The sequence below is a fragment of the Blastococcus tunisiensis genome, assembly GCF_900112815.1.
In the GTDB taxonomy this organism is placed as follows: Bacteria; Actinomycetota; Actinomycetes; order Mycobacteriales; family Geodermatophilaceae; genus Blastococcus_B; species Blastococcus_B tunisiensis.
Genome location: NZ_FOND01000023.1, coordinates 39,471 through 64,569, shown reverse-complemented (window position 1 = coordinate 64,569; position 25,099 = coordinate 39,471). Strand labels below are relative to the sequence as shown.

The 25,099-nt window shown below is 75.1% G+C and carries 26 protein-coding genes; 13 read left to right on the top strand and 13 right to left on the bottom strand.

What is annotated here, in order from left to right:
- The 8 genes from BM142_RS21200 to BM142_RS21165 form a co-directional block, all read right to left on the bottom strand.
- Nucleotides 1-456: DUF222 domain-containing protein (locus BM142_RS21200; protein WP_139228976.1), on the bottom strand; the 456-nt coding region annotated here is incomplete at its 3' end.
- A 144-nt stretch (nt 457-600) separates the two neighbouring features.
- Nucleotides 601-1,260, bottom strand: a complete 660-nt coding sequence (locus BM142_RS21195) for a response regulator (RefSeq protein ID WP_092203013.1) — start codon at nt 1,258-1,260, stop codon at nt 601-603.
- On the bottom strand, nt 1,257-2,510 hold the full coding sequence (locus tag BM142_RS21190) for a sensor histidine kinase (RefSeq protein WP_092203011.1): 1,254 nt from the start codon (nt 2,508-2,510) through the stop codon (nt 1,257-1,259). Before BM142_RS21190 ends, BM142_RS21195 begins: the two co-directional genes overlap by 4 nt.
- Nucleotides 2,507-3,340: an ABC transporter permease gene (locus BM142_RS21185; protein WP_092203009.1), complete on the bottom strand. Its 834-nt coding sequence runs from the start codon at nt 3,338-3,340 to the stop codon at nt 2,507-2,509. The genes BM142_RS21190 and BM142_RS21185 overlap by 4 nt, the downstream gene beginning before the upstream one ends.
- Complete coding sequence (locus BM142_RS21180) at nt 3,337-4,257, bottom strand: ABC transporter ATP-binding protein (RefSeq protein ID WP_092203007.1); 921 nt, start codon at nt 4,255-4,257, stop codon at nt 3,337-3,339. The genes BM142_RS21185 and BM142_RS21180 overlap by 4 nt, the downstream gene beginning before the upstream one ends.
- Before the next feature lie 87 nt (nt 4,258-4,344).
- On the bottom strand, nt 4,345-4,743 hold the full coding sequence (locus BM142_RS21175) for an MmcQ/YjbR family DNA-binding protein (RefSeq protein ID WP_092203005.1): 399 nt from the start codon (nt 4,741-4,743) through the stop codon (nt 4,345-4,347).
- A gap of 62 nt (nt 4,744-4,805) precedes the next feature.
- On the bottom strand, nt 4,806-5,627 hold the full coding sequence (locus tag BM142_RS21170) for an ABC transporter permease (RefSeq protein ID WP_092203003.1): 822 nt from the start codon (nt 5,625-5,627) through the stop codon (nt 4,806-4,808).
- Nucleotides 5,624-6,589, bottom strand: a complete 966-nt coding sequence (locus tag BM142_RS21165; protein WP_092203001.1) for an ABC transporter ATP-binding protein — start codon at nt 6,587-6,589, stop codon at nt 5,624-5,626. Before BM142_RS21165 ends, BM142_RS21170 begins: the two co-directional genes overlap by 4 nt.
- Before the next feature lie 102 nt (nt 6,590-6,691).
- Between BM142_RS21165 and BM142_RS21160 the strand changes: the two genes are divergently transcribed.
- From BM142_RS21160 to BM142_RS21140, 5 genes are all read left to right on the top strand, one after another.
- Complete coding sequence (locus tag BM142_RS21160; protein ID WP_092202999.1) at nt 6,692-7,465, top strand: TetR/AcrR family transcriptional regulator; 774 nt, start codon at nt 6,692-6,694, stop codon at nt 7,463-7,465.
- Between the two features lie 81 nt (nt 7,466-7,546).
- Complete coding sequence (locus tag BM142_RS21155; protein WP_305764378.1) at nt 7,547-9,037, top strand: AlkA N-terminal domain-containing protein; 1,491 nt, start codon at nt 7,547-7,549, stop codon at nt 9,035-9,037.
- Complete coding sequence (locus tag BM142_RS21150) at nt 9,037-9,573, top strand: methylated-DNA--[protein]-cysteine S-methyltransferase (RefSeq protein ID WP_092202995.1); 537 nt, start codon at nt 9,037-9,039, stop codon at nt 9,571-9,573. The genes BM142_RS21155 and BM142_RS21150 overlap by 1 nt, the downstream gene beginning before the upstream one ends.
- Before the next feature lie 110 nt (nt 9,574-9,683).
- A complete protein-coding gene (locus tag BM142_RS21145) occupies nt 9,684-10,769 on the top strand; it encodes a DNA recombination protein RmuC (RefSeq protein ID WP_092202993.1) in 1,086 nt (361 codons plus the stop codon).
- 472 nt (nt 10,770-11,241) lie between these two features.
- Nucleotides 11,242-11,586 (top strand): DUF6542 domain-containing protein, encoded by a 345-nt coding sequence (locus BM142_RS21140; protein WP_092202991.1) that lies wholly within the window; start codon nt 11,242-11,244, stop codon nt 11,584-11,586.
- A gap of 10 nt (nt 11,587-11,596) precedes the next feature.
- On the opposite strand, the gene BM142_RS21135 is transcribed toward BM142_RS21140, so the two are convergent.
- Nucleotides 11,597-12,577 (bottom strand): 4-hydroxy-3-methylbut-2-enyl diphosphate reductase, encoded by a 981-nt coding sequence (locus tag BM142_RS21135; protein ID WP_092202989.1) that lies wholly within the window; start codon nt 12,575-12,577, stop codon nt 11,597-11,599.
- 129 nt (nt 12,578-12,706) lie between these two features.
- Here BM142_RS21135 and BM142_RS21130 point away from each other — a divergent pair, with 129 nt between their 5' ends.
- The 3 genes from BM142_RS21130 (at nt 12,707) to BM142_RS21120 (ending at nt 15,697) form a co-directional block, all read left to right on the top strand.
- On the top strand, nt 12,707-14,131 hold the full coding sequence (locus BM142_RS21130; RefSeq protein WP_139228975.1) for a hypothetical protein: 1,425 nt from the start codon (nt 12,707-12,709) through the stop codon (nt 14,129-14,131).
- Between the two features lie 67 nt (nt 14,132-14,198).
- Complete coding sequence (gene xseA / locus BM142_RS21125) at nt 14,199-15,443, top strand: exodeoxyribonuclease VII large subunit (protein WP_092202985.1); 1,245 nt, start codon at nt 14,199-14,201, stop codon at nt 15,441-15,443.
- Entirely contained in the window at nt 15,440-15,697 is a 258-nt protein-coding gene (locus tag BM142_RS21120; protein WP_092202983.1) for an exodeoxyribonuclease VII small subunit, read from the top strand. Before xseA ends, BM142_RS21120 begins: the two co-directional genes overlap by 4 nt.
- Nucleotides 15,698-15,718: 21 nt before the next feature.
- On the opposite strand, the gene BM142_RS21115 is transcribed toward BM142_RS21120, so the two are convergent.
- A complete protein-coding gene (locus BM142_RS21115; RefSeq protein ID WP_139228974.1) occupies nt 15,719-16,045 on the bottom strand; it encodes a hypothetical protein in 327 nt (108 codons plus the stop codon).
- 148 nt (nt 16,046-16,193) lie between these two features.
- Complete coding sequence (locus BM142_RS21110) at nt 16,194-16,805, bottom strand: DUF4245 domain-containing protein (protein WP_092202980.1); 612 nt, start codon at nt 16,803-16,805, stop codon at nt 16,194-16,196.
- A gap of 107 nt (nt 16,806-16,912) precedes the next feature.
- Here BM142_RS21110 and glpX point away from each other — a divergent pair, with 107 nt between their 5' ends.
- Nucleotides 16,913-17,959, top strand: a complete 1,047-nt coding sequence (gene glpX / locus BM142_RS21105; protein WP_217640831.1) for a class II fructose-bisphosphatase — start codon at nt 16,913-16,915, stop codon at nt 17,957-17,959.
- A gap of 43 nt (nt 17,960-18,002) precedes the next feature.
- On the opposite strand, the gene BM142_RS21100 is transcribed toward glpX, so the two are convergent.
- On the bottom strand, nt 18,003-18,686 hold the full coding sequence (locus tag BM142_RS21100; RefSeq protein WP_092202978.1) for a DUF1707 SHOCT-like domain-containing protein: 684 nt from the start codon (nt 18,684-18,686) through the stop codon (nt 18,003-18,005).
- Nucleotides 18,687-18,771: 85 nt separating this feature from the next.
- Entirely contained in the window at nt 18,772-19,605 is an 834-nt protein-coding gene (locus BM142_RS21095; protein ID WP_092202976.1) for a hypothetical protein, read from the bottom strand.
- A gap of 174 nt (nt 19,606-19,779) precedes the next feature.
- Between BM142_RS21095 and BM142_RS21090 the strand changes: the two genes are divergently transcribed.
- The 4 genes from BM142_RS21090 to BM142_RS21075 all read left to right on the top strand — a co-directional run bounded on the left by BM142_RS21090 (nt 19,780) and on the right by BM142_RS21075 (nt 25,073).
- Nucleotides 19,780-21,183 carry a class II fumarate hydratase gene (locus tag BM142_RS21090; RefSeq protein ID WP_092202974.1) on the top strand — a complete coding sequence of 468 codons (1,404 nt, stop codon included), beginning with the start codon at nt 19,780-19,782 and terminating at the stop codon, nt 21,181-21,183.
- Between the two features lie 102 nt (nt 21,184-21,285).
- Nucleotides 21,286-22,575 (top strand): citrate synthase, encoded by a 1,290-nt coding sequence (locus tag BM142_RS21085; protein WP_254791121.1) that lies wholly within the window; start codon nt 21,286-21,288, stop codon nt 22,573-22,575.
- Nucleotides 22,576-22,704: 129 nt separating this feature from the next.
- Entirely contained in the window at nt 22,705-22,899 is a 195-nt protein-coding gene (locus tag BM142_RS21080; RefSeq protein WP_092202970.1) for a hypothetical protein, read from the top strand.
- A gap of 185 nt (nt 22,900-23,084) precedes the next feature.
- Entirely contained in the window at nt 23,085-25,073 is a 1,989-nt protein-coding gene (locus BM142_RS21075) for an NlpC/P60 family protein (RefSeq protein WP_254791120.1), read from the top strand.
- Nucleotides 25,074-25,099: the final 26 nt, after the last annotated feature.

Genomic DNA, 25,099 nt, shown 5'->3' with positions numbered 1-25,099 from the left:
GACGGCGACCAGCTCCTGGTGCCCCCCGACCACGGCGACCTGCGCGAACGCCGCATCGACCGCGGCCAGGTCGATGCCCTGGTCGGCGGCCAGCCCCAGCGCACGCGGGGTGACCGCCCGGGCCACCTCGGCCACCTGCTCGGCCGACACCCCGCCCGCGCCTGCCGCGGCCGCCACCATCGGCAACCGTTCCAGCGCCCGCCCGGCCCGCACCAGCCGGGCCGCCGCAGCCGGGGAGAGCCGGCCGTGCCCGCGCAGCCAGGACGCCATCGACTTCTGCCCGTCGTGCTCGGGAGCCTGCACGTTCTCCGCGTGCCGCACGGTGCGGGACAGCTCGGCGTCGATCCGGTTCCGGGCCCGCACCAGCTCCGCGGTCCGGTCCAGCAGCTGCGGGGCCACCAGCGCGTGCAGATCGTCGTCGGCGAGCGCGTCCAGCGCCGATGCCAGCTCGCCCACGACACCTCCACACCACTCGATCACGTGTTCGAAGTCTACCGCGATCGAGTCACCCGAGAGACGCGAATCCCCAGGTCAGAGGCCTGTCCACAGATCTCCGAGAGGTCTTGACAGCCACCTCGTGCAGCTCCGAGAGAAGCGTCGTCACGCACCCGGCGACGGCAGCAGCCCGCGCTCGACGGCCACCATCACCGCGCGGGTCCGGTCGTCGACACCGAGCTTGGCGAAGACCCGCAGCAGGTGCGTCTTCACCGTCGCCTCCCCGATGAAGAGCTCCCGCCCGATCTCGACGTTGGTCAGCCCGCGCGCCACGCCGGCCAGCACCTCGAGCTCCCGCGCCGTAGGCGCCTCCACCGCCGGCGCCCGCATCCGCGACACCAGCCGAGCCGCGACCGGCGGCGCCAGCACGGTCTCGCCCCGGGCCGCGGCCCGCACCGCGTCGGCGAGCTGGGGCAGCGGGGTGTCCTTGAGCAGGTAGCCGGTCGCGCCGGCCTCCACCGCCCGCACGATGTCGTTGTCCGTGTCGTAGGTGGTCAGCACCAGCACCCGGACGCCCGGATGAGCCGCCGCGATCCGTCCGGTCGCCGCGACGCCGTCCAGACGCGGCATCCGCAGGTCCATCAGGACGACGTCCGGCGCGTGCTCGGCGACGAGCGCGAGCGCCTCCAGCCCGTCCCCGGCCTCCCCGACGACGTCGATGTCCGGCTGCGCCGCCAGCCAGCCGACGACGCCGCCGCGCACCACCGGGTGGTCGTCGACCACCAGCACCCGCACCGGGCTCGTGGTGGGACTCGCGTCGCTCATCGGGCCGGCACCCGGACGGTGACCCGTGTCCCCTCGCCCGGTGCCGAGACGACGTCGACCGCACCGCCGACCTCCTCGGCGCGATCGCGCAGCCCGGCCAGGCCGACCCCCGGCGCGGACGCCGGGTCGAAACCGACCCCGTCGTCCTCCACGTGCACCGACACCTGCGCCGACTCCCCCGTCCCGACCCGGCCGATCCGCAGCACCACCGCCGTCGCGGCCGCGTGCCGGCGCACGTTGGCCAGCGCCTCCTGCGCGCCGCGCAGCAGCACGATCTCCTCGCTGCGGCTCAGCTCCGTCCCGCCGTCCCCCAGGGCCGCCGTGTCCAGCCGGGTGGTCAGGCCCGTCTCGCGCCCGAACCGGTCGACCAGCCGCTCCAGCGCCTCGACCAGGGTCGCCGAGTCCAGGGCGACCGAGGAGAACGCGGCCACCATCGCCCGGGCCTCGGCGAGGTTCTCCCGGGCGACCTCCTCGATCAGTGCCAGCCGCTCGGCGGAACCCGCGCTGCCCGGCGGCAGAGCGGCAGCGGCCGTCTGCGCCAGGACGACGATGCTCGTGTAGCCCTGCGCCAGGGTGTCGTGCACCTCCCGGGCCAGCCGCTCCCGCTCCGCGACCATCCCCTGCGCGTGGTGCAGCCCGGCCAGCTCGGCACGGGTCCGCTCCAGCTCCGCGATGAGCGAGGCCCGCTCGGCGCTCTGCCGCAGGACGTGGCTGATCCACAGCCCGAGCGCCAGGCTGAACACCAGGCTGATGATCGACTCGCGCAGGACCTCGAGCGTCGACTCCCCGGCCCCCGCGTCGGTCAGCGGGCCCACCGCACTCGCGATCGCGAGCAGCACCGTCCAGAACACCCCGGTCCGCGTCCCCTGGACGACGAACCACACCTGCGGGTAGGCGAGGAAGAGCAGGAACAGCAGGCCCGGGGCGAGCGCACCGATCAGACCGAAGGACACGACCACCACGACGAGGTGGACGAGCGCCCGCCAGCGGTGCCCGCCGTCGAGCGCCGGACCGCCGGCGAACGCGTAGCTGAGCGCCAGCGCCCCGAGGACGGCCAGCACCGGGCCCCGCTCCCCGACGTCCACCACCTCCGCGGACAGCACGCTGACCACGGCCAGCGCCCAGAGCGCCGCCGAGATGACGTGCATCCCGACGACGGTGGCCCGCCAGCCGCGTGCGGACAGCGGCTCGCCGCCGTCGTCCTCCGCGGGAGGGACGACGGCGGCGGCCAGCCGGTGCCGGAGGCTCACGTCGCCCGGCGCCAGCGGAACGTGCGCGCGCAGATCACGGCACCGATGATCACCCACGCGGCAAGCACCAGGGCGGTCCGGCCGTGCTCCCAACTCCCGGCGACCTCGAACGCGGCGGCCTGCTCGGGGAGGAACGCCGACCGCATGCCCTGGGTCAGCCACTTGAGCGGGAGGAGCGCCGCCGTCTGCTGCATCCAGCTCGGCAGCTCCGTGAAGCCGAAGAAGACCCCGGAGAAGAACTGCAGCACGATCGCGACGGCGGAGATCCCGGTGGTGACCGACGCCGCGCTGCCGCGCAGGGCCGACACGGCGACGCCCAGCACCGTGCCGGCCAGCGCACCGAGCACCGCCACCCAGCCGAAGGTCAGCCAGTGCTGCAGGTCGGCGGGCATGGGGACGTCGTAGGCGTAGCGCGCCAGCGGCAGCAGCAGCGCCAGCTGCGCCGCCGTGGTGACCAGCACCTGGCCGGCCTTGCCCGCGAAGTAGGCCACCGGCGGCGTGCCCAGCAGCTGCAGCCGCTCCAGCTGACCGTTCTCCCGCTCGGTGGCGATCGAGGTCCCGATGGCCTGGAAGCTGGTCAGCATGATCCCGGTCGCCGCGATGCCGGCCAGGAAGTAGTGCGTGAACGGGACGTCGCCGGGCCGCTCGTCGCCACCCAGCACCGCCGCGAAGATCACCAGCATGATCACCGGGTAGGCGAAGGAGAACACCACCTGCTGGCGCTCCCGGAAGAACAGTCGCAGCTCCAGCCCCACCCGGCGGACGGCGATCCGGGCAGCGGACGGCGGCGCGGGGCGGGGTGCGGGAGTCACGGGCAGGACGGCGGTCATCGGGGGTCTCCCTCGGCAGCGGTGCGAGCGGTGGACGCGGCGGCGACCAGGGAGAGGTAGACGTCCTCCAGGGTCGGCCGGGTGACGGTCAGCCCGGGGACGTCCCCCGGACCGGCGAGCAGGTCGCGCAGCACGGCGGCGGGCGACTCGGTGCGCACCTCGCGCACGGCGCCGTCCTCGGTCCACCGGACGGTGGCCGCCCGCCGCAGCTCCGCGCCCAGCTCCCCGGGCGGCGCCACGTCGACCAGCCGGCCCTCGGCGACGACGCCGACCCGGTCGGCCAGCTCGGCCGCCTCGTCGAGGTAGTGGGTGGTCAGCAGCACGGTGGCCCCGTCGGCGCGCAGCCCGCGGATCAGCTCCCAGAACTGCCGGCGGGCGACCGGGTCCATCCCGGTCGTCGGCTCGTCGAGGAACACCAGCTCCGGCCGGCCCTGGACGCCGAGGGCGACGGCGAGGCGGCGGCGCTGCCCACCGGAGAGCCGGCTGACGCGCGTGCCGGCCTTCTCCTCGAGCCCGACGGCGGCGATCAGCTCCGCCGTCGGCCGCGGGGTGGCGTGGTAGCCGGCGAAGTGGTCGAGGATCTCCCGGACGCTCAGCTCCTGGGCGGCTCCCTCGCCCTGGCTGACGACGCCGAGGCGCGCCCGCCACGCGCGTCCGCCGACGGCCGGGTCGACGCCGAGGACGCGCACCTCACCGCCGTCCCGTTTCCGGACCCCCTCCAGGATCTCGATCGTCGTCGTCTTGCCGGCCCCGTTGGGGCCCAGCAGCGCGAAGACCTCGCCGCGGGCGACCTCCAGGTCGAGGCCGTCGACCACGGCCCGGCCTCCGTACCGCTTGAGCAGCCCGCGCATCCGCACGGCCGGTTCCGTCTGCGCCGCCGTCGTCCCCGGGCGGGGAGCGGCCTGTGTCGTCGTCATGGCACGACCCTGCTGCCGGTGGGGCGCCGCGCGGGACCGCCGAAGCGCTGGTCCGCCGTCCACCGGTCGGTGGACGGCGGACCCGGGTCACGGGGCGTCCGGCCGGAGCACGGAGGCGGCGAGCCGCTTCGGCGCCAGCAGGCAGTAGCTGTCGGTCAGCAGTTCGGCGACCTCCGTCCAGTCGACGTCGCCGTCCACGAGCAGGCCGACCTCGTCGCCGCGCCAGGGTGGGGCGACGAACGGCGGGCCGGTGCGCCGCAGCGTCTCGAGCTCCAGCCCGGAGGACCGGAACGTCAGGATCGGGCAGGGCCCGTCGGTGCCGGCCGCCCGCGCGTACGACCGCGGCCGGCCGGCCTCGATGGTGAGCAGGTGGGCGAAGGTGCGCCCCCGGATGCGCCAGCGGGTGCCGACCCAGGCCCGCTCCTCGTACGCCTCCGGCAGAGCGAGGGCGATCGCCCGCACCCCGACGAGGAGCGCCGTCTCCACATCCCACCTCCGTCCGCCCCGTGGCTAGCGCATCATCGCGCCGCCGTCCGACGGTTCGGTCCTCACGCCGACAGCCGCTGGAACCTGCGGACGCTGAGCGCCGCGAACACCACGGTCAGCACCACCGGCCAGGCGACAGCGAGCAGGGTCGCGTGCTCGGTCGCCCAGCCGCCGCCGTCGCCGGTCGGCGACCCCAGCAGCTCGCGGACGGCGGTCACCGTGCCGGCCACCGGGTTCCACTCGGCGAGCGTGGCCAGCCACCCCGGCAGCGCCGAGGCGGCCACGAACACGTTGGACAGGAACGCGAACGGCCACACCAGGATCTGCACCGCCATGACCCCCGAGGGGTCCCGGACCAGCAGCCCGAGGTAGATCCCGATCCAGAGGAAGGCCAGCCGGAGCAACAGCAGGAGCCCTACCGCGGCCAGCGCCGACCCCGGCCCGGCCGGTCGCCAGCCCACGGCCAGCGCGGCGGCGACCAGGACGGTGAGGCCGAGCACCGAGGAGGCCATGTCGGCCAGGCAGCGGCCCGCGACCACCGCCGACGGAGCCATCGGCAGCGACCGGAACCGGTCGGTGATGCCGCGCGCGGTGTCGGTGACGACGGCGGTCATCGTCGCCTCGACGCCGAAGACCATGGCCAGGACGAACATCCCGGGAACCAGGAAGTCGCGGTAGTCCCCGCCACCGGGCACCACCATCCCGCCGCCCAGCAGGTAGGCGAACATCAGCAGCAGGAGGACCGGGAAGAGCGCCCCCACCAGCACCGCGCCCGGCCGCCGCCGCCAGTGCGCGACGTCCCGACCGGCCACGGTGAGCGCGTCGGTCGCGGCCCACCGGGCCCGCTCGACCGGCCCGGGCTCCTGCAGGGTCGTCGCGGTCATGCCGGCACCTCCGTGCGCGCCCGGTCCCGGCCGGTGATCCGCAGGTACGCCTCGTCCAGCGTGGTGGGACGCAGGACGACGTCGTCGACGGCGATCCCGGCCTCGTCCAGGGCCCGGACCACCGCACCGACCACGCCGGCGCGACGGGACACCGGCACCACCACCCGCTCCCCTCCTGCATCCGCCCCCTCCGGTGCCCCGGCGGCCGCGACCCGTTCGGCCAGCAGGGCCGCCTCCGCCGCACGGGACGGGTCGGTGACGACCAGCTCCAGCCGGTCACCCCCGATCGCGGCGGTCAGCTCCCGGGGGGTGCCGCGGGCGACGACGCGGCCGCCGTCGAGCACGCACACGTCGTCGGCCAGCTGCTCGGCCTCCTCCAGGTACTGGGTGGTGAGCAGCACCGTCGTCCCTCCGGCGACCAGTGCGCGGACGGCGTCCCAGACGTCGCGGCGGCCGGCCGGGTCCAGGCCGGTGGTCGGCTCGTCGAGCACGAGCACGAGCGGTGCGAGCACCAGCCCGGCCGCGATGTCGAGCCGCCGCCGCATCCCCCCGGAGAACTCGGCGACCGGCTGCGCTCCCGTACCGGGCAGACCCACCTGCTCGAGCAGCTCGTCGGCGCGCGCGCCCGCGGCCCGGCGGTCCAGGTGGTGCAGCCGCGCGAAGAGCACCAGGTTCTCCCGGGCGGCCAGGACGTCGTCGACCGCGGGCTGCTGCCCGATCAGGCCGATCCGCCGACGCGCCGCCCGCGGGTGCCGGACGACGTCGACGCCGGCCACCTCCACCCGGCCGCCGTCGGGCCGGGTGAGCGTGGTCAGCACGCGCACCGCGGTCGTCTTGCCCGCTCCGTTGGGGCCCAGCAGCGCGCACACCGCCCCATGCCCGACCGCCAGGTCGACGTCGTCCAGCACCACCTTCTCCCCATACCTCTTGGTGAGTCCTCGAAGTGAGATCGCGCTGGTCACGAGCTACCTCCGTACGCTGTACGTGATTCGACGACTCTGCACCGTACGCCGTACGGAGATCGGTCGCCAGCGGCTCGGCGGGCATGCGGGAGAGTGAGGGACATGGCCACGGAGTTCACCGGCACCGGCGATCCGGCGCGCAGCATGGCCCTGCTCTGGCGCACGGGCGGGGACGACGGGTCGCGCCCCGGGCCGCGATCGGCGCTGGACGTCGACGGCATCGTCGCGGCCGCGGTCCGGCTGGCCGACGCCGAGGGACTGGCCGCGCTGTCGATGCGCCGCGTCGCCGCCGACCTCGGGGTGGCGGCCATGACGCTCTACACCCACGTGCCGGGCAAGGGGGAGCTCGTCGACCTGATGCTGGACTCGGCCCTGGGCGAGCTGTACCCGGACGAGGCCGTCGTGACGTCGGGGGCCTGGCGGACCCGGCTCCGGACGCTCGCCCGGGCCAACTGGGACTTCTTCCTGCGCCACCCCTGGGCACTCCACCTGTCCACCGGCCGCCCCCCGCTCGGGCCGGGCATCATGCGCAAGTACGAGCTCGAGCTCCGCGCCGTCGACGGCCTCGGCCTGTCCGAGATCCAGATGGACCTGCTCGTCACGCTGGTCAACGGCTTCGTGCGGGGCACCGTCGGCGGGGTGCAGGAGAAGGCCGACGCCGAGCGGGCGACCGGCATCACCGAGGACCAGTGGTGGGCGGCCACCGAGCCCTACGTCGCGCAGGTCTTCGACGCCCAGCGGTACCCGACCGCCGCCCGGGTGGGACCGGTGGCCGGCGAGGAGCTCGGCGCCTACGACTCCGACCGGTCCTTCGAGTTCGGCCTCGACCGGCTCCTCGACGGCATCGGCGTGCTGATCCTCGACGCGTCCCGCTGAACCCACGGCGACATCCCCCGTCGCACGGCGACGTCCGAAAACCGCCAGAGGACGTCGTCCGCCACTGGCATGCTCGTCGTCGTGACCCCGCCACTGGACGCCGAGCGCTGTTACCGCGCCGTCGCCGGGCGCGACGCCCGCTTCGACGGCTGGTTCTTCACTGCGGTGCGCACGACCGGCATCTACTGCCGCCCGTCCTGCCCGGCCCGCACTCCCCTGGCCCGCAACGTCACGTTCTTCAGCACCGCCGCCGCCGCCCAGGGCGCCGGCTTCCGCGCCTGCCGGCGCTGCCGCCCCGACGCCGTCCCGGGCTCGCCCGAGTGGGACGTCCGGGCCGACGTCGTCGCGCGGGCGATGCGGCTGATCGCCGACGGCGAGGTGGAGCGGTCCGGGGTTCCCGGGCTGGCCGCCCGGCTGGGCTACTCCGAGCGCCAGCTGCACCGGCTGCTGGTCGCCGAGCTCGGCGTCGGGCCGCTCGCGCTCGCCCGCGCCCAGCGTGCCCGGACCGCGCGGGTGCTCGTCGAGACCACCGACCTGCCGATGGCCGACGTCGCCTTCGCGGCGGGGTTCGCCAGCATCCGGCAGTTCAACGAGACCGTCCGGGAGGTGTTCGCGACCACGCCGACGGAGCTGCGCCGCACCCGCCGCGGGAGCGACGGCGGTGCCCCGGGATGGCTGACCCTCCGGCTGGCGGCCCGGGCACCGTACGAGGCCGCCGAGGTGCTGCTGTTCCTGGGCGCGCACGCCGTCCCCGGGCTCGAGGAGTGGGACGGCACGACGTTCTCCCGCGTGCTCGACCTGCCGCACGGCGCCGCCGTCGTGCGCCTCTCCCCCGCGCCCGGCGGCGGCACCGGCGTCGTCGCCCGGCTGCGGCTGGCCGAGCTGCGCGACCTCGGGGCGGCCGTCAGCCGCTGCCGGCGGATGCTCGACCTCGACGCCGACCCGGCCGCCGTCGACGACGTCCTCGGCGCCGACCCCGCCCTCGCCCCGCTGGTCGCCGCGGCCCCGGGACGGCGGGTCCCCGCCTCGCCCGACGCGGACGAGCTGGCGGTCCGCGCCGTCCTCGGCCAGCAGGTGTCGGTCGCCGGTGCCCGCACGCTCACCGCCCGCCTGCTGCGTGCCGGCGCCCCGCTCGCCGAGCCGGTGGGCACGCTGACCCACGCCTTCCCGCGCCCGGCCGCGCTGGCCGACGCCGACCTGGGCGAGGTCGGGCTGACCGGCGCCCGCCGCCGGACCGTCGCCGCGCTGGCGACCGCCCTCGCCTCCGGGGCCATCGCCCTCGATCCCGGCGCCGACCGCGAGGAGGCCGGCAGGGCGCTGCTGGCCGTCCCGGGCATCGGCCCCTGGACGGCGGCGCTGGTCGGCCTGCGCGGGCTGGCCGACCCCGACGTCTGGCTGCCCGGCGACCTCGCGCTGCGGAAGTCGCTGGCCGCCCTCGGCAGCTCCGACGCCGACGCCGCGACGCGCTGGCGGCCCTGGCGGTCCTACGCCGTCCTGCACCTGTGGGCGCTCGCCGTGCCCGCCCTCTTCACCCGCCCCGTCCCTGCCCCCGCCCTCCCGAGGAGCGCCTGATGACCGTCCCGACCCCGGCCCGGCACGCCACCGTGACCACTCCGCCCGGCCCGTTCACCGTCGTCGTCGACACCGGCCCCGACGGGCAGGACGTCGTGATCGCCAGCGGCTGGACCGCCGACGTCGCCGACCTGCTCCCGGTCGTGCACGCCTCGCTGCGGCCGGCCGGGAGCGAGCTCGTCGACCGGCTGCCGGTCCTCGACGAGGTGGAGAAGTTCTTCGCCGGTGACCTGACCGCCATCGACGGGGTCGTCGTCCGCCAGCGGTCGGGCCCGTTCCTGCAGGAGGCCTGGGAGGTGCTGCGGACGGTGCCCGCCGGCCGGCCGGACACCTACGCCGCGTTCGCCGCCCGCTGCGGGCGCCCGGCCGCGGTCCGCGCGGCGGCGAACGCCTGCGCCCGCAACGCCACGGCGCTGTTCGTGCCCTGCCACCGCGTGCTCGGGTCCGACGGCGGGCTGGGCGGCTTCCGCTGGGGCACCCCGGTCAAGCGGTGGCTGCTCGACCACGAGGCCGAGCACACCCACGCCGCCGCCTGAGTAAGGACCACCCTTCCCCCCACGCCTCGCAGGCTCGGCGCGGGCCCCTGAAGGGCGGCCGTTCCAGCACCTTCTGAGAACTGTCGGTGGCTTCCGGCACCCTGCGACGCATGGACGCCGCTTCCCTGCTCACCGGTCTCCTCGTGGGTGCCCTGCTGGCCACTGCCGTGACTCTCGGCGTCGTCGCCCTGCTGTCCCGCCGCCGGCCCGAGGGCGCCGGCCTCGACCCGGTGCACGAGTCGCTCGACCACCTGCACCGGCTGCTGGCCGGCATGGAGCGCGAGCGCGCCACCGCGCACGGCGAGCTCCGCGAGCAGATGGGCACCGTCGGGCAGGCCTCCGCCCAGCTCCGGCACGAGACGGCGGCCCTGGTGACCGCGCTGCGCACGCCGCACGTGCGCGGTCGCTGGGGCGAGGTCCAGCTGCGCCGGGTCGTGGAGGTCGCGGGGCTGGTGGAGCACTGCGACTTCGTCGAGCAGCCCGGGGGCACCAACGACGAGGGCGCCGGGGTCCGGCCCGACCTGGTCGTCACGCTCTCCGACGGCCGCCAGGTGATCGTCGACGCGAAGGTGCCCTTCACCGGGTACATCGAGGCGGTCCAGGCCACCGACCACTCGGTCCGCGACCAGCGGGTGGCGATGCACGCCCGCCAGCTGCGGGTGCACATCGACCAGTTGGCCGCCCGCCGCTACCCGACCGCCTTCCGTCCGGCGGCGCCGTTCACCGTGCTCTTCGTGCCCTCCGACGGCTTCCTCATGACGGCACTGGAGGCCGAGCCGGGGCTGCTCGAGTACGGCTTCTCCCGCGACGTCGTGCTGGCCACCCCGAGCACCCTGCTGGCGCTGCTCCGGACCGTCGCCTACTCGTGGCGGCAGGAGCGGCTGGCCCGCGACGCCGACCAGGTGCTCGAGGTCGGCCGGCGGCTGCACGCCCGCCTGGGCACGCTGTCCGGCCACCTGACCCGCCTCGGCTCCGCCCTGGGAACGACGATGACCCGCTTCAACGAGACGGTCGGCTCCTACGAGCGGTCGGTCCTCACCGCCGCCCGCCGGTTCGACGACCTCGGGATCGCCGAGAGCCCCGTGCCCACCCCGGAGCCGCTGGAGGCCAGCGTCCGCACCCTGCACCCCACCGGCCCGCCGTTCGACGGAGCGGACGTCGCGGACCGCCGCGATCGGGACGGCACGACCGGCTGAGCGGCCCGCCACGCCGTCACCGCACCGACCCCGGTCGTCCCACCGACACCACCCGTCCGTCCCGGGGCCCGTCCGGACGCGACTCGGTGGCGTCCTGCACGTCAGTGGGGCGCTCGGTGGTTACCGTGACCGCGAACAGTTCGGCCGTCCGAGGCCGACCACGGCCGCACGGGGACGGAGGAGTGCCATGGCGACAGCTGATGCATGGCCTCGCAACGGGGCCCGCCCGGGTCGGGTGCCGGGCGCTGCCGAGGCCCGTGCGGCCCGCCCGGCTCGTACCGGGCGGCCGCAGGGAGGCCCGCGGCCACCGTCGGCCCGCCGGAGCCCGGAGCCGCCCGCGCGTCGCCGCGCAGAGGCCCCCCGCCCCCGCGTCGACGACTACGACGAGTACGGCGACCCGCGCCCCGCCCCCCGGAGCTCAGCCGGGGCGCGCGGCCGCGAGACGGGCACGTCGGCCGGGCGGGGCGGCCGGATGCGCGGCGTCGTCGCCGTCATCGGCATGTTCCTGATCACCCTCACCGGCGCGGCCGCCGACTCGTTCATCGGCATCGGCCTGGGCCTGGTGACCCTGGGGTCGCTCGTCGGCGCCACCGTGCTGGCGGCACTCGTCGTCCGTCGTCGCGACCTGGTGTCCGTCGTGGTCGCGCCCCCGCTGGTCTTCGTCGGCGTGGCGCTGCTGAACATCGGCCTGGCCCCGTCGGCCAACTTCAACCTCGCGACGGTCGCGACCCTGCTGGTCCGCGGGTTCCCCACCATGGCGATCGCCACCGGGGTGGCCCTGGTGCTGGCCCTGGTCCGGGCGGCCGCCCGGCGCTGACCGGTCGCGGTCAGTCCCTGGCCGCCCCGGCCGCCTCGGCCGCCTTCTCGGCGCGGCGCAGCTCGTGCGGCAGGGCGAACACCAGCCGCTCCTCGGCGGCCTTGACCGTCTCGACGTCGGCGTAGCCGCGCTCGGCCAGCCAGTCGAGGACCTCGCTGACCAGGACCTCCGGCACCGACGCCCCGCTGGTCACGCCGACCGTCCCGACGCCGTCCAGCCACGCCGGGTCGATCTCGGCGGCGAAGTCGACCAGATGCGAGTCGCGGGCGCCGGCCTCCAGCGCCACCTCGACCAACCGCACCGAGTTCGACGAGTTGGTGGAGCCGACCACCAGCACCAGGTCGCACTCGGCGGCCATCTGCTTCACGGCCTGCTGCCGGTTCTGCGTGGCGTAGCAGATGTCGTCGCTGGGCGGTGACTGCAGCCCCGGGAAACGGTTCTTCAGCTGGTCCACCGTCGCCAGCGTCTCGTCGACCGACAGCGTGGTCTGCGACAGCCAGACCACCTTCTCCGGATCCCGGACCTGCACGTTGGCCACGTCGTCGGGCCCGTCGACCAGCTGCACGTGGGCCGGCGCCTCGCCGGCGGTGCCCTCGACCTCCTCGTGGCCGCGGTGACCGATGAGCAGGATGTCGAAGTCGTCCCGGGCGAACCGCTTCGCCTCCTGGTGCACCTTCGTCACCAGCGGGCAGGTCGCGTCGATGGTGCGCAGCTGACGGTCGGCCGCCTGCTCGTGCACCGCCGGGGAGACCCCGTGCGCGCTGAACACGACGACCGAGCCCTCCGGCACCTCGTCGGTCTCCTCGACGAAGATCGCCCCGCGCCGCTCCAGCGTGGCGACCACGTGCTTGTTGTGGACGATCTGCTTGCGGACGTAGACCGGGGCGCCATGGATCTCCAGGGCCCGCTCGACGGCCACCACCGCCCGGTCCACGCCGGCGCAGTAGCCCCGGGGATCGGCCAGCAGGACACGTCCGCGCTGATCAGCCATGCCACCCATCGTAGGCGGGGTCGGCACGGAGCCCCCGGTTCCGCCGGGTGGGACCGGACACGGCCACCTCCCCGGGTGGATCTGCCCACATCGGGTGTCGGCTCGCGGGATGTGGGGCAGGCTGTGCCCATGGCCCGAGAGATCCCTGAGGTTGTCCGCGCTGCCGCCGGTCTGGCCGCCACCGTGCTGGACGAGGCCCGCAAGCTCCCGGAGACGCTCCCGGGCATCCCGGTGCGCCTCATCGGCATGGCGATGCAGCACGCCATGAAGGTGCAGCAGCAGTACGCCGGCCTGGTGGCCCGCGGCGACGAGCTGTTCACCGGGCTGCGGGGCGAGAACGAGCCGGGCCTGGCCACCTTCGACGACGACGAGGACGTCGAACCGGTCACCGTCACCCGGCCGTCCAACGGCTACCGGGAGTCCGCGTTCGACCGGGCCGGGGACACCGTCGCCGTCGACGAGACGCTCCCCGACGGCGACGGCGACGTCGACGCCCTGCCCGCCGACCCGCCCGCGGACGCGGTCACCGCCGTCGTCGACGAGCTGGCCGACCAGGTCGAGACCGGCCAGCAGTCGATCGAGGAGATCGTCGAGGACGCACCGGAGATCGAGGAGATCCTCGACGAGATCGCCATCGACGAGCTCGTCGACCAGGCGCCCACCCTCGAGGAGACCGGTCCCGACGCCCCGCCGCTGTCCGTGGTCCAGGACGCCCCGGCCACCGAGGACGCCGACGCGCTGGAGTCCGCGCTGCTGGAGTCCGACGAACCGTCCACCGCCGCGAGCGAGCCGACCGCGGACGTGGCCACCGACGTCGACGTCCTCACCCCGGACGGGGAGGTCGCCACCGTCGAGGCCGCGGTCACCGACGAGGGCGTCGCCGCTCCGGAGGCACCCGGCGCCCCGGCCGCCGAGCAGCCGGCCGAGGCCGAGCAGCCGGCCGAGGCCGTGAAGCCGGCCAAGGCCACGAAGGCGGCCAAGGCCGCGAAGGCCCCCAAGCCGCGCAAGGCCGCCAAGGGCAAGGCCGGCAAGGCGTCCACCGACACCGACACGGCGGCCGCCGGCACGGACACCGCCACCGACACGGCCGCCACCGACACCGCCGCCACCGACACCGCTGCCACGGGCACGAACGCCGGGCCGGCCACCGCCACGGACGAGAGCGGTTCCGACGTGGCCGCGGCCGCCGGCGTCCGCACCGACGAGGGCCCGGCCGACACCGCGGCGGAGGACCGGGCGATCGCCGAGGGTGCGGCCGTCGACGCGGTCGGCGAGACGTCCGCCACCGCTCCGACCGACGACCCCCAGGGAGCCAGCGAGCTGTCCGGGTCCCAGGCCGCCGGTGCCGCGCCGGTCGACGGCTACGACAGCTTCTCCATCGCCCAGCTGCGCGGGCGGCTGCGCGGCTACACGCTCAGCACCGTGCAGGAGCTGCTCGCCTACGAGGAGGCCACCCGGGCTCGGGAGCCGTACGTGCGGCTGCTGCGCAACCGGCTGGAGAAGCTCGAGCAGCAGGCGGTCGAGTCCAGCCCGCTGGCCCCGCGCGGCACCTGATCGACGGCCCGTCTACCTCACAGGCTCGGTGCGGGGCCCTGCAGAGGGGCCATGACAGGCTCTCGGGGTGACCGCACCATCGTCTCCCGAGGCGCCCTGGCCGGTCCGCACCGTCGCGCGCAAGATCGCCGACTGGATCGGGCGGCTCGGCGAGGTCTGGGTGGAGGGGCAGGTGGCCCAGCTGTCCCGCCGCGGTGGGGCGGCGACGGTCTTCCTCACCCTGCGGGACCGGGCGGCCGACCTGTCCGTGCCGGTCACCTGCCACCGGGACGTCGCCGAGCGCCCCGGGCTGGAGCTGACCGAGGGCGCCCGCGTGATCGTGCGCGCACGCCCCGACTACTACGTGGCCCGCGGCTCGTTCTCGCTGCGGGCCACCGAGATCCGCGCCGTCGGCCTCGGCGAGCTGCTGGCCCGGATCGAGCGCATCCGCCGGCTGCTGGCCGCCGAGGGGCTCTTCGACGCCGCGCGCAAGCGTCCGCTCCCCTTCGCGCCGGCCGTCGTCGGCGTCATCACCGGCCGGGACAGCGCCGCCGAGCGCGACGTCCTGGTCACCGCCCGCCGACGCTGGCCGGCGATCCGCTTCGCGATGGTCAACTGCGCGGTCCAGGGCCCGCAGGCGGCGCAGAACGTCATCGACGGGCTGCGCCGGCTCGACGCCGACCCCACCGTCGAGGTCATCGTGATCGCCCGCGGCGGCGGGTCGGTCGAGGACCTGCTGCCCTTCTCCGACGAGGGCCTGGTGCGGGCCGTCGCCGCGACCCGCACGCCGGTCGTCACCGCCGTGGGGCACGAGACGGACACCACGCTGGTCGACCACGTCGCCGACGTCCGCGCCGCCACCCCCACCGACGCCGCCCACCGCGTGGTGCCGGAGATCGGCGAGCAGCGCCGGCTCGTCGACGGGCTGCGGTCCCGGGCCCGGCACGTGCTCACCGGCCGGCTCGAGCAGCAGGAGCGCTGGCTGGAGTCGATGCGGAGCAGGCCGGTGCTGGCCTCGCCCGACCGGCTCCTGCACGGGCGGGAGGAGGACGTCGTGTCGCTCCGCAACCGCGCCCGCCGGACCCTCGTGCACCGGGTCGAGGGCGCCGAGCGCGACCTCGAGCACGCCCGCGCCCGGGTCACCGCGCTCTCCCCCGCCGCCACGCTCGAGCGCGGGTACGCCGTGCTGCAGAAGGACGACGGAGCGCTGGTGCGCGACCCGGCGGAGGTCACGCCGGACGAGCGGCTGCGCGTCCGGGTCGCGGGCGGCCGGCTGACCGTGCGGGTCGAGGGCGGCACCGACGACGGCACCGACGAGGATGGGCAGCGATGACCAGCGCCGAGAACCCAGCGACCAGCGCCGAGAACCCAGCGACCGGCCCGGAGCCGACGACCACCTACGAGCAGGCCCGCGAGGAGCTCGCCGACGTGGTCCGCCGGCTGGAGACCGGCGGCCTCACCCTCGAGGAGTCACTGGCCCTCTGGGAGCGCGGCGAGGAACTCGCCACGCTGTGCCAGCACTGGCTGGACCGGGCCAGGGAACGCCTGGCCGCGGCCGCCCCGCCGGGCGGTGCCGAGCAGGCCTGACCGGCACCGCCCGCCGGGCGGTCAGGCGACCCGGGAGAGCCCGGTGTCCGCGGTGACCACGAGACCGGCAGCGGCCATCGCGGCGATCATCCGGTCGGCGCGCCGCCGCAGGATGCCCGACATCCGCAGGTCGTCCGGGCGGTGATCGGCGGCGTCCGCGGCCAGCGGGTCGCCGGGCCCGTCGTAGAGGCAGCGGGCCAGGAGGTCCCGCACGTCCGGCGCCACCAGGGGCAGCGGCGCCGGCAGGTCCGGCCGGCTCGGCACGCGGGTCACCATCCCGCAGTCGCACGAACCACCGGTGGACGGGGGCCGGTGGTCACCACCGGGGCAGTCGGCACGAAAGGGCATCGGTGCTCCTCCGAAAGCGTGCGAGGGGAACTCGCGTGGCTGATGGTGCGGAGCGTCCCGGACGCCGGAGCCGGCCACCACGCGACGCACCCGGCAGACACCAGGTCGTGATGTCCGACACGGGATCGTCATCCGGCCGGCCGGCCGCTCAGCCCCGGTAGGGCGCCACGGCCGCCGCCACCGTCTCCAGCTCCTCGTCGGAAGCCGAGCCGGTCACCAGGGCGGTGACCCCGTCCGCCTCCCGCCACAGCGCGGTCTCGCCGTCCACCGTCGTCGAGCGGGTCCAGCTCTCGCCGGCCAGGTCGACGCTGCCCTGCTCCTGCGCGCCGTCGAGCACCGCGGCCAGCGGATCGGCGTCCCGGTCGTCGCTCACCACGAAACCGGCGTACTCCTCCTCCGGCGTCAGGTAGCCGATCTCGAGGGTGACCGGGTCGCCCTCGCCGGCGTTGCCGGCGTCGGTGCGGGCACTGGTCGTGCGGTAGTCCTCGTCCAGCCCGGCCGGGACGAGCAGCTGGTACCCGGCGCGTGCGGCGGCGAGCTGGACCGACGAGGACGGGTCGACCGTCCGCACCCCCACGTCGGGACCGGAGCGGAAGGCCTGCCACGCGACGATCAGCAGGCAGATGACCACCAGCGGCAGCAGCGAGCGGACCATGTTGGCCGCGTTCATCCGGTTCGCCCGCTGGATCGCCGGGGAGACCGGCGGCACCTCCCCGGTGCGGTCGGTCGTGTGCTCGCTCGTCGGGCCGGGTCCGGTCATGCACCTAGGATCGCAGCAACGCTCTGCCACCTCGCCGCCCATGGCCCCGTCCTTGCCCCGAGTCCGCGGAGGGCGGGAGGACGGGGTCCGTTTTCCCAGGAGGTCCCGTGTCGCTGCCCGTGCCCGAAGGCCCCGTCCCGACGAGCGGCGGCTTCCGCACCGACCGGCCCGCCCCGGACCGCAACCTGGCCCTCGAGCTCGTCCGGGTCACCGAGGCCGCGGCCATGGCCGCCGGGCGCTGGGTGGGCCGGGGCGACAAGAACGGCGGGGACGGCGCGGCCGTCGACGCCATGCGGGCGCTCATCGGCACGGTCAGCATGCGCGGCGTCGTGGTGATCGGGGAGGGCGAGAAGGACGAGGCGCCGATGCTCTACAACGGCGAGCAGGTCGGTGACGGCCGGGGGCCGGAGTGCGACGTCGCCGTCGACCCGATCGACGGCACGACCCTGATGGCCAAGGGCATGCCCAACGCCATCGCCGTCATGGCCGTCGCCGAGCGGGGCGCCATGTACGACCCGTCGGCGGTCTTCTACATGGAGAAGCTGGCCACCGGTCCCGCCGCGGCCGACGTCGTCGACATCACCGCCCCGGTCGCCGAGAACATCCGCCGCATCGCCAAGGCCAAGAAGAGCGCCGTCGGCGACGTCACCGTCTGCATCCTCGACCGGCCCCGCCACGAGACGCTGGTCCAGGAGGTGCGGGAGGCCGGCGCCCGCATCAGGTTCATCACCGACGGCGACGTCGCCGGCGCGATCGCGGCCGCCCGCGAGGGCACCGGCGTGGACCTGCTGCTCGGCATCGGGGGGACGCCGGAGGGGATCATCACCGCCTGCGCGCTGAAGTGCATGGGCGGGGCGCTGCAGGGCCGGCTCTGGCCCAAGGACGACGACGAGCGGCAGAAGGCGATCGACGCCGGCCACGACCTCGACCGGGTGCTGCACATCGACGACCTGGTCCGCGGCGACGTCTTCTTCGTCGCCACCGGCATCACCGACGGCGAGCTGCTGCGCGGCGTTCGCTACAGCTCCGGGGGCTGCACCACGCAGTCGCTGGTGATGCGGTCCAGGTCGGGCACGATCCGCTCGATCGACAGCCTGCACTCGCTGGAGAAGCTGCGCGCCTACTCCGCCGTCCCCTTCGACCGGGAGCCCTGACCGCCCGGTCGTGCAGACCGGGACGGCGCCGTCCCGCCGCCGGTCAGATCGGCGGCGGCGGGAACGGCGGCGGCGCACCCGTCGCCGGCGGCCGCGGCGGGAGCTGCTTGCGGGCGGCCAGCTTCTCCATCAGGGCGCCCCAGCGGCTGGGTGAGTCCCCCGGTGCGAGACTGCGCAGCCGGAGGTCGCCGAAGATCGCCTTCGCGTGGACGACGACCAGCGGCGTGCCCGCCAGCCTCGGCAGGGGGGCCAGCTCGACCTTCCGGTCGCCGAACACGGTCCGGCCGTGCAGCTCCCCGTCCACCCCCTCGGCGACGATGACGTCGATGTCGCCGAAGACCGTGCTGAGCGTCAGGTCGATCCGGTCGGCGTCGGTCCGCAGCCCGCGCAGGTCGATGCGGATGTCGCCGAACACCGTGCCGACCCGCTGCGGTGGTGCCGCCGTCACGGTCAGCGTGATGTCGCCGAAGACGCTGGTCACCTCCTCCGCCGTGCGCTGGCCCACGATCTGCACGCGCGGAGCGGCGTCGGACGGCAGGTCGGCCACCAGCTGGTCCAGCTCGGCGCGGGTCGACGCCGCGTAGGCCGCCTCGGCGCGCTGGCCGAACTCGTCGAGGTCGAGACGCCCCTCGGCGACGGCGGTCTGCAGCCGCGAGACGACCACCTCCCGGTCGGCGTCGGAGGCCCGGACGGCCGGCGGGCCGGCGAGGTTCTCGTCGTCGGTCACGGGCCCGACGCTAGCCGACGGACACCGGCTCCGGACGACGCTCGGCGCCCGCACCCACGCCAGGTGCGGGCCGCCGCTCCCCCGGTCAGCCGTTCGGGAAGCTCTCCGTGCAGAAGGTGTCCGTGCCCGGTGGCTGCCGGCCGGCGCAGGTGTCGCCGTAGACCTCGTAGGCCGAGTCGGGCTCCGACTCGAAGTACAGCGAGTCGCAGGCCACCATGTCCCCGGCGTAGCAGTCCTGCGCGTAGGCGTCCATCACCGGGTCCTCGCCCAGCCCGTCGGGTGTGACGGTCGCCGGCGGGAGCTCCCCCGCCGGCTCGGACTGCGGCGGGGTGGCCGACGTCCGGGGGCTCGAGGAGGTGGTCCGTTCGGACGTGGAGGTGCGCGGCTCGCTGCTGCTCGTGCCCGGGGCCGAGCTCGTCGGCGCCGCCGTGGTGTCCACCCCGTCGTCGGCCAGCAGGATCCACAGCGCGATGCCGACGGCCGCCAGGACGACGACGCCGGCCACCGCCAGCGCGATCAACGTGCTCCGGTTGCCCGACGGCGGCGGCCCGCCGGGCGGGCCCCACTGCTGGCCCGGCTGCCCGTACCCGTAGGGCGGCTGGCCGTACGGCGGCTGCCCCGGTTGGCCGTAGGGCTGCTGACCGTAGGGCTGCTGACCCGCCTGGCCGTAGGGCTGCTGGCCGTACGGTGGCTGCCCCGGCTGGCCGTATGGTGGCTGGCCCGGCTGGCCGTACGGTGGCTGGCCCGGCTGGCCGTAGGGCTGCTGCCCCTGCTGGCCGTAGGGCTGCTGCCCCTGCTGGCCGTACGGCGGCTGGTCGAACTGCCGGGTCTCGTCGCGCCCGCCCTCACCCGCCGGTGGGCCGAACTGCCGGGTGGGCTCGTCGGCACCGTCCGGCGGCGGGTACGGCGGCTGCGACATGGGGACACTCCTCGGACGGACGGCGGGATCAGCGCTCGTGGATGGTAGGCCCGGGTCCTCCCGCCACAGCCGGTGCCCGGCCCGGGCCGCCCACGTCCGGTGACCGCCGCCCCCGCCGGTGTCTAGGGTCCCTCCCGGAGCACTGTCACCATCGACCACAACCGGGAGCGCAGCGTGGCCCCTCAGCAGGACGGCAGCGAGTACCGCATCGAGCACGACTCCATGGGGGAGGTCCGCGTCCCGGCCTGGGCGAAGTGGCGTGCGCAGACCCAGCGCGCCGTCGAGAACTTCCCCATCTCCGGCACGCCCATCGAGCGCGAGCTCATCGGTGCCCTGGCCGCCATCAAGGGCGCCGCGGCGACGGTGAACGCCGAGCTCGGGGTGCTGGACGGCGAGATCGCCGAGGCGGTCACCGCCGCCGCCGCCCGGGTCGCCACCGGCGAGTTCGACGAGCACTTCCCGATCGACGTCTTCCAGACCGGGTCGGGCACGTCGAGCAACATGAACACCAACGAGGTGATCGCCACCCTCGCCACCGAGGCCCTCGGACGGCCGGTGCACCCGAACGACCACGTGAACGCCTCGCAGTCGTCCAACGACGTCTTCCCGTCGGCGATCCACGTGGCCGCGACCGGGGCGATCGTGCGCGACCTGATCCCGGCCCTGCAGCACCTGGAGCTGTCGCTGTCGCGCAAGGCCGACGAGTTCGCCACGGTGGTCAAGAGCGGCCGCACGCACCTCATGGACGCCACCCCGGTCACCCTCGGCCAGGAGTTCGGCGGCTACGCGGCGGCGGTCCGCTACGGCGTGGAACGCCTGCAGGCCTCCCTGCCCCGCGTCGGCGAGCTGCCCCTGGGCGGCACCGCCGTCGGTACCGGCATCAACACCCCGCCCGGGTTCGCCGCCGCCATCATCGAGCGGCTGGCCGGGCAGCTGGACCTGCCGCTGACCGAGGCGCGCGACCACTTCGAGGCGCAGAGCTCCCGCGACGGGCTGGTGGAGGCGTCCGGCCAGCTGCGCACCATCGCCGTCGGCCTGGTGAAGATCGCCAACGACCTGCGCTGGATGGGCTCCGGTCCGCGGACGGGCCTCGGGGAGATCTTCCTGCCCGACCTCCAGCCGGGCAGCTCCATCATGCCGGGCAAGGTGAACCCGGTGATCCCGGAGGCGACCGTCCAGGTCGCCGCGCAGGTCATCGGCAACGACGCCGCCGTCGCGTTCGCCGGGACGACCGGCAGCTTCGAGCTCAACGTGACGCTGCCGCTGATGGCGCGCAACGTGCTGGAGTCGATCCGGCTGCTGGCCAACGTGAGCCGGCTGCTGGCCGACCGCTGCGTCGACGGCATCACGGCGAACGTGGACCGCTGCCGGGAGCTGGCCGAGTCCTCCCCCTCGATCGTCACGCCGCTGAACAAGTACATCGGCTACGAGGAGGCGGCGATCGTGGCCAAGCAGTCGCTCAAGGAGAAGAAGACCATCCGCCAGGTCGTCGTCGAGCGCGGCTACGTGGAGCAGGGGAAGCTCACCGAGGAGCAGCTCGACGCCGCCCTCGACGTCCTGTCCATGACGCATCCCTGATCGGCGTCCCGGGGCGGGGGGTCATGACGAACTCGTGACCGCCCGCCCCGCGGGGACGGCCCGGGCGGCGACCCGCCGCCGGGCGCAGTAGCGTCCGAGATCGTGACCGACTCTGATGTAGCCCTGCGCTATCCCGGTGGAGAACTGCCCCTGCCCGTCGTGAAGGCCTCGGAGGGGTCCGACGGCTACGACACGAGCAAGCTCCTGTCGACGACCGGCAAGGTCGCCCTCGACATCGGCTTCGTCAACACCGCCGCCTGCACCTCGGCGATCACCTACATCGACGGTGACGCCGGGATCCTGCGCTACCGCGGCTACCCGATCGACCAGCTCGCGGAGCACTCGAGCTTCCTCGAGACCAGCTACCTGCTGATCTACGGCGAGCTGCCCACCGCCGACCAGCTCGGCGAGTTCGACCAGCGGATCCGCCGGCACACCCTGCTGCACGAGGACCTCAAGCAGTTCTTCAAGGGCTTCCCCCGCGACGCGCACCCGATGCCGGTGCTGTCGTCCGCGGTGAGCGCGCTGTCGACCTTCTACCAGGACTCGCTCGACCCCTTCGACGAGGAGCAGGTGGAGATCTCCACCCTCCGCCTGCTGGCGAAGCTGCCGACCATCGCGGCCTACGCGTACAAGAAGTCGGTCGGCCAGCCGTTCCTCTACCCGGACAACTCCTGCGGGCTGGTCGAGAACTTCCTGCGGATGACCTTCGGGTTCCCGGCCGAGCCCTACGAGCAGGACCCGGAGCTGGTGCGGGCCCTGGACCGGCTGTTCATCCTGCACGCCGACCACGAGCAGAACTGCTCGACGTCGACCGTGCGCCTGGTGGGCAGCTCGCACGCCAACCTGTTCGCCTCGGTCTCCGCCGGCATCAACGCGCTCTTCGGCCCCCTGCACGGCGGCGCCAACCAGTCGGTGCTGGAGATGCTGGAGGCGATCCAGGCCGACGGCGGGAACATCCCGCGCTTCGTCGAGCGGGTGAAGAACAAGGAGCCCGGCGTCAAGCTGATGGGCTTCGGCCACCGCGTCTACAAGAACTACGACCCGCGCGCGGCGATCGTGAAGTCCACCGCCGACACCGTCCTCGACAAGCTGGGCGGGAACAACGAGCTGCTCGACCTGGCCCGCCAGCTCGAGGAGATCGCGCTCAACGACGACTTCTTCATCCAGCGCAAGCTCTACCCGAACGTCGACTTCTACACCGGCCTGATCTACCGGGCGATGGGCTTCCCGACCCGCATGTTCACCGTGCTGTTCGCCCTCGGCCGGCTCCCCGGGTGGATCGCGCAGTGGCGGGAGATGATCGCCGACCCGGCCACCAAGATCGGCCGCCCGCGTCAGCTCTACACCGGCGAGACCGAGCGGGGCTTCGTCCCGCTGGGCGAGCGCTGAGCCGACCGCCGCCTTCGGCGACACCGGGCCGGGCAGACCTCCCACCAGGGAGGAACTGCCCGGCCCGATGCCTGTCCGGAACACCGCGCCCTACGGTGGGACCGACCACCGCACCTGAGGAGGATCGTCTTGGCCGAGCCGCCGTCGCGCGACGACGTCCTCGTCGTGCCCCCGATCCCCCTCGCCAGCGGCAGCGTGCTGGAGCCGGAGGACGACGGGCCGCCCGTCCGCATCACGCTGGTGGAGGTCGTGGTCTCCACCGAGGACGGCGGCGAGCTGCGCATCCCGCTGACCCACCGGCACGGCGCCTGGTGGGCGCCCTGACCCCTCCCCCGCACGGGTCACCCGGCGTCCCGCCGGTCGAGGTTCACCCTCACCCGGAGGGGTGAGACCGCCTCACCCCCCGTTCAGCGCGCCCCCTCGGCACGTCGATACGAGGCCTGAACGCTCCTGCTGCACCCGCAGCCGGAGCAGGCCACGCACCGACGAGACCGCCGGGGGACGCTGCAGTGCCTGCACCACGCACGTCCCGACCCGTGCTGTCCGCCCGCGAGGCCCAGGCGCTCCGCGAGGCCCTCGCCCTGCGCGCGGCCCTCGCCGAGGGGCAGTCCCTCACGCCCGCCCAGGCCGCCGCGCTCCGCACCGCGACCGCTGCCGCACTGCGCACCGGTCCGGGCGCCGCCCGCCCCCCGGCTCGCCGTGGCGCTGCCCCGGGCCGGCCCGCCGCCCGGTCGACGGCTGCCCGCAGGGCCCCGTCGCGCTCGACGACGGCACGTCCGACGGTTCGCCCGGGCCGCCGCAGGACCGCGCGCCCTGCCCGCCGGACCGGTGTCGCGTGGTCGACCCGGCTGCGGGTGGTCGCCCTGAGCACCCTGCTGGTGCCCGCCGTGGCGGCGCTGGTGCTCCCCGGCACCGACGGGGGCGGCCTCGGCGACGGGCCGCTGGACAGCACGGCCCTCGCCCTGACGGCGCAGACCTCGCTGCTCGAGGAGGCCGGGCGCTACCGGCAGCTGGAGCAGGAGGTCACACAGCGGCAGGTCGAGCTGCAGCAGGCCCGCGACGCCGAGCAGGCGGCCCTGCTGCACCTCCGGGACCAGCAGACCGCGGTGGGCGCCACCGCGGCGGACCTCTACCGGGCGACCGCGCAGCAGCGGTACCCCCTCCTCGGCCTCACCGTGCACGACGACGCCGCCACCGCCGGCGCCCTCCTCGGTCAGGCCGTGGCCGAGCGCAGCGGGCAGGTGCTCACCGGGGAGGTCCTGCGCGCCCGACGCAGCACCCTCTCGCTCGCCGTCGCCCGGGACCGGGTGGCGCACGCCGAATCCGAGGTCCGGGCGGCCGCCGCACGCGCCGACGTGGTCCTGGCGACCGTGCGCTCGCAGGTCGACGACCTGACCCCCGAGATCACCTCCGCACTGGCCGGGCTGGGCTCGACCCCCGTCAGCGGCCCGCAGGAGGAGCGCAACCAGCGGGCGACGGCGCGCTGGCAGCAGTACCTGGGCCGGCTCGCCGCCGCCGGGATCGCGCCGCCGCCGGCGGCGGCGATCACCGACCCGGAGAACCTGCCCGCCGGGTTCTCGCCCGCCCTGTCCCCGGCCGGGCAGCCGGTGCCGGGTGTCGTCTGGGCGATCGTGGACACCAGCCCCGTCACGGTGCTGCCCGCCGAGACCGTCGCCGCGGTGAGCAGCGCGCTGTCCCAGCTGGGCAAGCCGTTCGTCCCCGGGACCAGCGGTCCCGACACCTACGACTGCGGCGGGTTCACCGCGGCCTCCTGGCTGCTCGCCGGGTACGCCGTCCCGGGCACCCCGCAGGACCAGTGGGCGGCCGGTGCCGCGGTGCCCCTGGCGGACGTGCAGGTCGGCGACCTGGTGCACGCCCCGGGCGGTCAGGACGTCGGCATCTACCTGGGCGAGGGCGAGGTCATCGGCGCGTCCGCCGGCACCTACCAGGTGTCGGTGCAGCCCCTGGCCGCCGGCTCGTCGGCGACCCGGGTGACCCTGCCGGCTCCGGCGGCGGCCAATCCGCCGCTGCCGGTGGCCGAGGCGGGCGCCTGCGGCGCCCCCCTCCCCCCGCCGGGCGAGCGCACCGCTGCCTGGGGCGGCTGGAGCAACGGCCAGATCCCTGGCGACGCCCTGTGCCGGCTCGGGGTGCACCGGCACGCCCTGCGCTGCGACGCCGCGGCCTCCTACGGGCAGCTCGACGCCGCCTACACCGCGGCCTTCGGCACCCGGCTGTGCATCACCGACTCCTACCGGCCGTTCGCGGCGCAGGTCTCGGCGTTCACCCGGAAGCCGAAGCTGGCCGCCGTGCCCGGCACCTCCAACCACGGGTGGGCGCTCGCGGTGGACCTGTGCGGCGGGATCAACGTCGGCGGCTCGGTGCAGTGGAGCTGGATGAGGGCCAACGCCGCGCGGTTCGGCTTCGTCCAGCCCGCCTGGGCCTCACCCGGCGGGGAGAAGCCCGAACCGTGGCACTGGGAGTACGGCTACATCTCCTGAGCCGGCCCCGCCCAGAGGCTCGCTGC